This is a genomic window from Segeticoccus rhizosphaerae (genome assembly GCF_009192725.1).
In the GTDB taxonomy this organism is placed as follows: Bacteria; Actinomycetota; Actinomycetes; order Actinomycetales; family Dermatophilaceae; genus Segeticoccus; species Segeticoccus rhizosphaerae.
In genome coordinates this window covers 1-5,972 of sequence record NZ_VOHR01000234.1, presented here as the reverse complement: position 1 = coordinate 5,972, position 5,972 = coordinate 1, and the positions used below count along the sequence as shown (strand labels likewise).

Below are 5,972 nucleotides of genomic sequence, written 5' to 3'. Positions count from 1 at the left end.
CCTACTGCCGCACCCACGACCGGCTCGACGCGGCCCTGGCGGCGCTGGCGGCGGTGCCGTCCTTCATCCCGGACGTCGGCGCCTGGGCCGCGGTCGCCCTGGACGTGCGCGACGAGATCGTCCGAGACGGCGGCCCGGCCCGCAGCGTCGGCGTGCCGACCTGGTTCTACGGCCACGAGCCGCCGAACGTGTTCGGCGACGGGATCGCGAAGTTCTTCTCCAACGCCCTGCGCGAGGACGGCCTGCTGGCCCGGTGCAACGCCGGCGTGGTCGTGCTGCCCGGCGCGGCCGGCACGGTGCAGGAGATCTTCCAGGCGACGACCCGGCTCTACTACGGCGTCGGCGTTGACCTGGCCCCGCTCGTGCTGGTCGGACGTGACCACTGGAGCAGCGCCATACCGGTGTGGCCGACGCTGGAGGCCCTCGGTGCGCAGCGGGAGATGGCACAGGTGGTGCACCTGGTCGACTCGCTCGACGAGGCCGTGCAGCTGTTGACTGCCTGAGACTTCCGTCGCGGCAGGAGCCGGTTCAGGCGGTGGCCGCGGCGAGCTGGCCGCAGGCGCCGTCGATGTCGGAGCCGCGGGTGTCACGGATCGTCGTCGGTATGCCGAGTCCGCGCAGCCGCCGCACGAACTCGTGCTCGACCTTCGGGTCGGAGGCGGTCCACTTCGACCCCGGGGTGGGGTTGAGCGGGATCGGGTTGACGTGCACCCAGCCGCGGCCACGCCGGTTCAGCTTCTTGCCGAGCAGCTCGGCACGCCAGGCCTGGTCGTTCATGTCGCGGATCAGGGCGTACTCGATGCTGACGCGTCGCCCGGTCGCCTCGAAGTAGCGGTGGGCCGCGTCGATCGCCTCATCGACCTTCCAACGGGTGTTGATCGGCACCAGCTCGTCTCGCAGGTCGTCGTCGGGTGCGTGCAGCGACAGGGCAAGGGTGACCGGCACGCCCTCCTTGGCCAGCCGGTCGATCGCCGGGACCAACCCGACGGTGGACATGGTGATGCCGCGTGCCGACATGCCGAGGCCGTCCGGGGACGGGTCGGTCATCCGGCGGATCGCCCCGATGGCGGCCCGGTAGTTGGCCAGGGCCTCCCCCATGCCCATGAACACCACGTTGGAGACCCGCAGCGGCGAGTCCTCGGGTCCGCCGGAGAGCTGGCCGCTGCGCAGCAGCCGCGCTGAGTGCACGACCTGCTCCACGATCTCGGCGGTCGACACGTTGCGGGTCAGGCCGCCCTGCCCGGTCGCGCAGAACGGGCAGTTCATGCCGCAGCCGGCCTGGCTCGAGATGCAGATGGTCACGCGCTTGGGGTAGCACATCAGCACGCTCTCGACCAGGGCACCGTCGTGCAGCCGCCAGACCGACTTGATGGTGGCGCCGCGGTCGGCCTCGAGGGTGCGCACCGGGGTGATGAGCCGCGGCAGCATGCCGCTCACCAGCTCGTCGCGGATCGCCTTGGGCAGGTCGGTCATCTCGTCGGCCGACCCGACGAGCCGCTCGAAGTAGTGCGTCGACAGCTGCGTCGCCCGAAAGCCCGGCATGCCGAGGGCCTCGACCGCGCTCCTGCGCTCGGCCGGATCGAGGTCGGCCAGGTGCTGCGGCGGCTTGCCCCGTCGGGGTGCGGCGAAGGTCAGCTGACCGGGCACGGGTCGCGCGGTGGACGGTGTGGGCAGGCTGACGGGAGCGGGAGTGTCTGGCATGGCGCGTCCAGTGTCTCAGTGGCCCGGCCCGGAGGCCAAACCCTCAGCTGCCGAGGAAGACCGCGAACAGCACCCAGGCGACCGGTGCGGCGAAGACCAGGGAGTCGAGCCGGTCCATCACGCCACCGTGCCCCGGGAGGATGTCGCCCATGTCCTTGATGCCCAGGTCGCGCTTGAGCAGCGACTCGCCCAGGTCGCCGACGGTCGCGGCGACGACGATCGCGACGCCGAGCAGGACGCCACCCCACCACGGCCCGTCGAGGGCGAGGACCATGCAGACGACGGCCACCACGACGCACGTGACGACCGAACCGGTGAAGCCCTCCCAGGACTTCTTGGGGCTGACCGACGGTGCCATGGGGTGGCGGCCCTTGACCACACCGACGGCGTAGCCGCCGATGTCGCTGCTCACGGTGACCAGGACGAAGACGAAGATCCGCCACGCGCCGTCGTCGGCGGCGAGCATCAGCGCCGCGAACCCGGCGAGCAGCGGGGCGTACCCGGCGACGAGGAAACCCGCAGCGACGTCCTTCGCTGCCCCTGCCAGCCCGTCGGCGGCACGCCAGAGCAGCACGGCCACCCCGGTCATCGCGAAGGTGAGCGCGAGCGCGTCTCCGCCCCCGTAGTAGGCGGCCGGGAGCATGACCAGCGCCCCGAGCACGGTCGGCACCAGCGGTGCCTTGATCCGTCCCTGAGCGAGGCCGCCGTGCAGCTCCCACACCCCCACCGCGACCGCCAGGGTCGCGAGGATGAGGAAGGCCTCCTTCCAGAACGCCAGGCTGAGGATGACGAGGGCCGCCAGCGTGGAACCCACCCCAATGGCGGCGGGCAGGTTGCGGCCCGCTTTGGGCGTCCGTGCCGCTGCGGCAGCCTTCGCGGCCCGCCGCTCGCTGCCGGTGGGATGGGGAGTGTTGTCCATGATCGATCTGGCCGCCAGGGGCTCAGACCTCGAGCAGCTCGGCTTCCTTGCCCTTGAGGACCTCGTCGACCTGCTCGACGAACTTCTTGGTCAGGACCTCGAGCTCCTTCTCGGCGCGGGTGCCCTCGTCCTCGCCGATCTCCTTGTCCTTGACCGCGCGGTCCATCTCCTCCTTGGCCCGGCGGCGGATGTTGCGGATCGAGACCCGCGCCTCCTCCGCCTTGTGCCGCGCCAGCTTGATGTAGTCCTTGCGGCGCTCCTCGGTCAGCTGCGGCAGGATCACCCGGATCTGGTTGCCGTCGTTGCTCGGGTTGACGCCGAGGTCGGACTCGCGCAACGACTTCTCGATCGCGGTCATCGACGACTTGTCGAACGGCGCGATGAGCACCGTCCGGGCCTCCGGCGTGTGGAACGACGCCAGCTGCTGCAGCGGGGTCGGGGCGCCGTAGTAGTCGACGAGCAGCTTGTTGAACATCGCCGCGTTGGCCCGACCCGTGCGGATCGTCGCGAAGTCCTCCTTGGCGACCTCGAGGGCCTTGTCCATCTTCACCTCGGCCTCGAGCAAGGTCTCCTCAAGCATCAGATCTCCTTCGTGCGTGGGCGGCAACGCATCAGTGGGCTGGCAGGCCTGCGGCAGTCACGGCGGTCAGCCCGCCGTGACCAGTGTCCCGATCCTCTCACCTCGGACGGCACGAGCGATGTTGCCCTCGCCCTCCATGCCGAAGACCAGCATCGGCAGCTTGTTCTCCATGCAGAGGCTGAACGCCGCCGCGTCGACCACCCGCAGGCCCTGCTGCAGCGCGTCCTGGTAGGACACCTGGTCCAGCTTCGTCGCGTCGGGGTGGGTGTGGGGGTCGGCGGTGTAGACGCCGTCGACGCCGTTCTTGCTGATCAGCACCGCGTCGCACTTGATCTCCAGGGCCCGTTGGGCCGAGACGGTGTCGGTGGAGAAGAACGGCATGCCTGCACCCGCGCCGAAGATGACGACCCGCCCCTTCTCGAGGTGCCGGATCGCGCGCCGCGGGATGTAGGGTTCGGCCACCTGGCCCATCGTGATCGCGGTCTGCACGCGCGTGTCGACGCCGTCCTTCTCGAGGAAGTCCTGAAGCGCGAGGCAGTTGAGCACAGTGCCGAGCATGCCCATGTAGTCGGCGCGGGTGCGGTCCATGCCCCGCTGCTGCAGCTCCGCGCCGCGGAAGAAGTTGCCACCGCCCATGACCACGGCGACCTCGACGCCGTCGTTGACGGCCTCGGCGATCTGGCCCGCAACACCACGCACGACATCCGGGTCCAGCCCGACGTGGCCGCCGCCGAACACCTCGCCAGAGAGCTTGAGCAGGACGCGCTTGTACCTCGGGTGCAAGGGATTGGTGGTCAAGGAGAACCTCCGTGCAGTACGCAGATGCGGTCGCTCGATCCTGCCATACGGCCGGCGGACGGTGTCGCGTGGTCTTCGCCGGCACCCACCGCAGGAGCCGCGCCGCTCGGGCTCGGTGAGCACCCGGCATACGGTGTCGGGGTGAGACGTACGTGGGTCTACTTCGTGGCCTGCGCCGTGGTCTACGACCTGGTCTGGATCTGGCAGGCGGTGCTGCTGCCGCTGCGCGTGCCGCGGCACTGGGGCGCTGCGGGGACTCCCGACCGGTTCGGCTCGCGCACGGAGGCTCTGGCGCAGTCGGCCCTGCTCGGGCTCGGCCTGCTCGGGCTGTTCATCGTGCTGGGCTGGGCGGTGACACAGGCCCCGCTGGAGCGCCTGCCGGTGCGGGCGCTGCAGGGCTGGTCGCGGCCGGAACGACGGGGACTGCGGCGCTCGCTGATGGAGGACCTGTGGGCGCTGGGTGCGGTCACCGTGCTGGCCGCGGCGGTGCGCGAGGTCGTCATGCTCCCCGACCTGCGCTCGGCCTCGAGCGGGCTCGCGGTCCTGGCGCTGCTGCTGCTGTGGCTCGTGGTGCTGGGCGCCTGGTGCGTGGGCGCCTACCGCAGCCGGTATGCACGTCCGGTCACCCCGCCCGCGAGGCGTCGGGACACGAACGCGGCCCGACCCCCTCGGTAGGGGTCGGGCCGCTCTCGTGTCATCGGGCGGTGGTCAGGCCGCCCGCCGCTCTAGGATCCGACGCGGAACCGAGCGAACCCGGTCACCTCGGCGCCCGCGTCCTTGACGACCTGGGCGACGCTCTTCTTGGCATCCTTGGCGAACGGCTGGTCGAGCAGCACGTTCTCCTTGAAGTAGCCGTTGACCCGACCCTCGATGATCCTGGGCAGGGCCTGCTCCGGCTTGCCCTCCTCCTTGGCCGTGGCCTCGGCGACCCGGCGCTCGTTCTCGACCGTCTGGGGGTCGATCTCGTCGCGGGTGAGGACGGACGGGCTGAACGCGGCGACGTGCATCGCCACGTCTCGGGCGGTCTGCGCGTCGCCGCCGTTGACGGCCACGAGGACACCGATCTGCGCCGGCAGGTCGGGGCTGGTCCGGTGCAGGTAGGACACCACGGTGTCCCCCTCGAGCCGGGCCACCCGACGGACCTCGATCTTCTCGCCGATCGTCGCGTTGGCGTCGTCGAGCACGTCCTTGACCGTCTTGCCGTCGAGCTCGCTCGCCAGCAGGGACTCCGCGTCGGCGGCCTTGACGGCCACGGCCTGCGCGAGGACCTGGTCGGCCAGCGCGAGGAACTTCTCGCCCTTGGCCACGAAGTCGGTCTCGCAGTTGACCTCGACCAGCGTGCCGACGCCACCCTCGGCCTGCGCCGCGACCAGCCCGTTGGAGGCCGTGCGACCCTCGCGCTTGGTCACGCCCTTGAGGCCCTTGACCCGGAGGATCTCGGTGGCCTTGCCGTGGTCGCCGTCGGCCTCGTCGAGGGCCTTCTTGACGTCCAGCATGCCGGCACCGGTCTGCTCACGCAGGGCCTTGATGTCGGCGGCGGTGTAGTTCGCCATGGTGCTACCCACTCTCTCTCGTGACTGCGCGCCGGAGGCGATCTGGAGGGATCGGTCCGGCGCGCAATCGTGCGCTGTCAGCGTGTGTGTCCGGGCCTCAGGCGCCCGGTGCCTTGAAACCGGCGGCCTCGGCGGCCTCGGCGGTGCGGAACCACACCTCGGCGGACGTCTGGTCGTACCACTGCGAGTCCGTGGTGTGGTACTTCATCGAGCCGGCGTTGCCCTTGACCGTGAAGCCCTCCGGCCCGCTGCCGTCCGCCAGCGGTGCGGCCGAGTCGGGGCCGTAACCACCGTCGGTCGCAGCCGGGGTCTCCGGTGCGGCCTCGACGGGAGCCTCAGTGGCCGGAGCCTCAGTGGCCGGAGCCTCAGTGGCCGGAGCCTCGGCGGCCGGCGACTCGGCGGCCGGCGACGCGGTGGCGGG

General features: G+C 70.9%; 8 protein-coding genes. 2 read left to right on the top strand and 6 right to left on the bottom strand.

Annotation, left to right across the window (positions count from 1 at the left end):
* The coding region (locus FRW57_RS15905) for an LOG family protein (RefSeq protein WP_203230362.1) at positions 1-503 on the top strand (503 nt) is incomplete at its 5' end.
* 25 nt (positions 504-528) lie between these two features.
* On the opposite strand, the gene rlmN is transcribed toward FRW57_RS15905, so the two are convergent.
* From rlmN to pyrH, 4 genes are all read right to left on the bottom strand, one after another.
* Complete coding sequence (gene rlmN / locus FRW57_RS15900; protein WP_152186452.1) at positions 529-1,701, bottom strand: dual-specificity RNA methyltransferase RlmN; 1,173 nt, start codon at positions 1,699-1,701, stop codon at positions 529-531.
* Between the two features lie 43 nt (positions 1,702-1,744).
* A complete protein-coding gene (locus FRW57_RS15895; RefSeq protein ID WP_137121858.1) occupies positions 1,745-2,620 on the bottom strand; it encodes a phosphatidate cytidylyltransferase in 876 nt (291 codons plus the stop codon).
* Between the two features lie 22 nt (positions 2,621-2,642).
* Positions 2,643-3,200 carry a ribosome recycling factor gene (frr, locus tag FRW57_RS15890; RefSeq protein ID WP_137121857.1) on the bottom strand — a complete coding sequence of 186 codons (558 nt, stop codon included), beginning with the start codon at positions 3,198-3,200 and terminating at the stop codon, positions 2,643-2,645.
* 66 nt (positions 3,201-3,266) lie between these two features.
* A complete protein-coding gene (gene pyrH, locus FRW57_RS15885; protein ID WP_238384703.1) occupies positions 3,267-3,998 on the bottom strand; it encodes a UMP kinase in 732 nt (243 codons plus the stop codon).
* 141 nt (positions 3,999-4,139) lie between these two features.
* On the opposite strand from pyrH, the gene FRW57_RS15880 reads away from it, so the two are divergent.
* Complete coding sequence (locus tag FRW57_RS15880; protein WP_162308196.1) at positions 4,140-4,673, top strand: DUF1648 domain-containing protein; 534 nt, start codon at positions 4,140-4,142, stop codon at positions 4,671-4,673.
* Between the two features lie 50 nt (positions 4,674-4,723).
* On the opposite strand, the gene tsf is transcribed toward FRW57_RS15880, so the two are convergent.
* Positions 4,724-5,551: a translation elongation factor Ts gene (gene tsf, locus FRW57_RS15875; protein ID WP_137121855.1), complete on the bottom strand. Its 828-nt coding sequence runs from the start codon at positions 5,549-5,551 to the stop codon at positions 4,724-4,726.
* Between the two features lie 97 nt (positions 5,552-5,648).
* Positions 5,649-5,972 (bottom strand): sunset domain-containing protein (locus FRW57_RS24510; RefSeq protein WP_476748656.1); only part of this gene is annotated, 324 nt, incomplete at its 5' end.

Bases quoted from the DNA above. Each gene is read 5' to 3' on its own strand.
- rlmN (WP_152186452.1), bottom strand. From the start codon at position 1,701: ATGCCAGACACTCCCGCTCCCGTCAGCCTGCCCACACCGTCCACCGCG.
- FRW57_RS15895 (WP_137121858.1), bottom strand. From the start codon at position 2,620: ATGGACAACACTCCCCATCCCACCGGCAGCGAGCGGCGGGCCGCGAAG.
- frr (WP_137121857.1), bottom strand. From the start codon at position 3,200: ATGCTTGAGGAGACCTTGCTCGAGGCCGAGGTGAAGATGGACAAGGCC.
- tsf (WP_137121855.1), bottom strand. From the start codon at position 5,551: ATGGCGAACTACACCGCCGCCGACATCAAGGCCCTGCGTGAGCAGACC.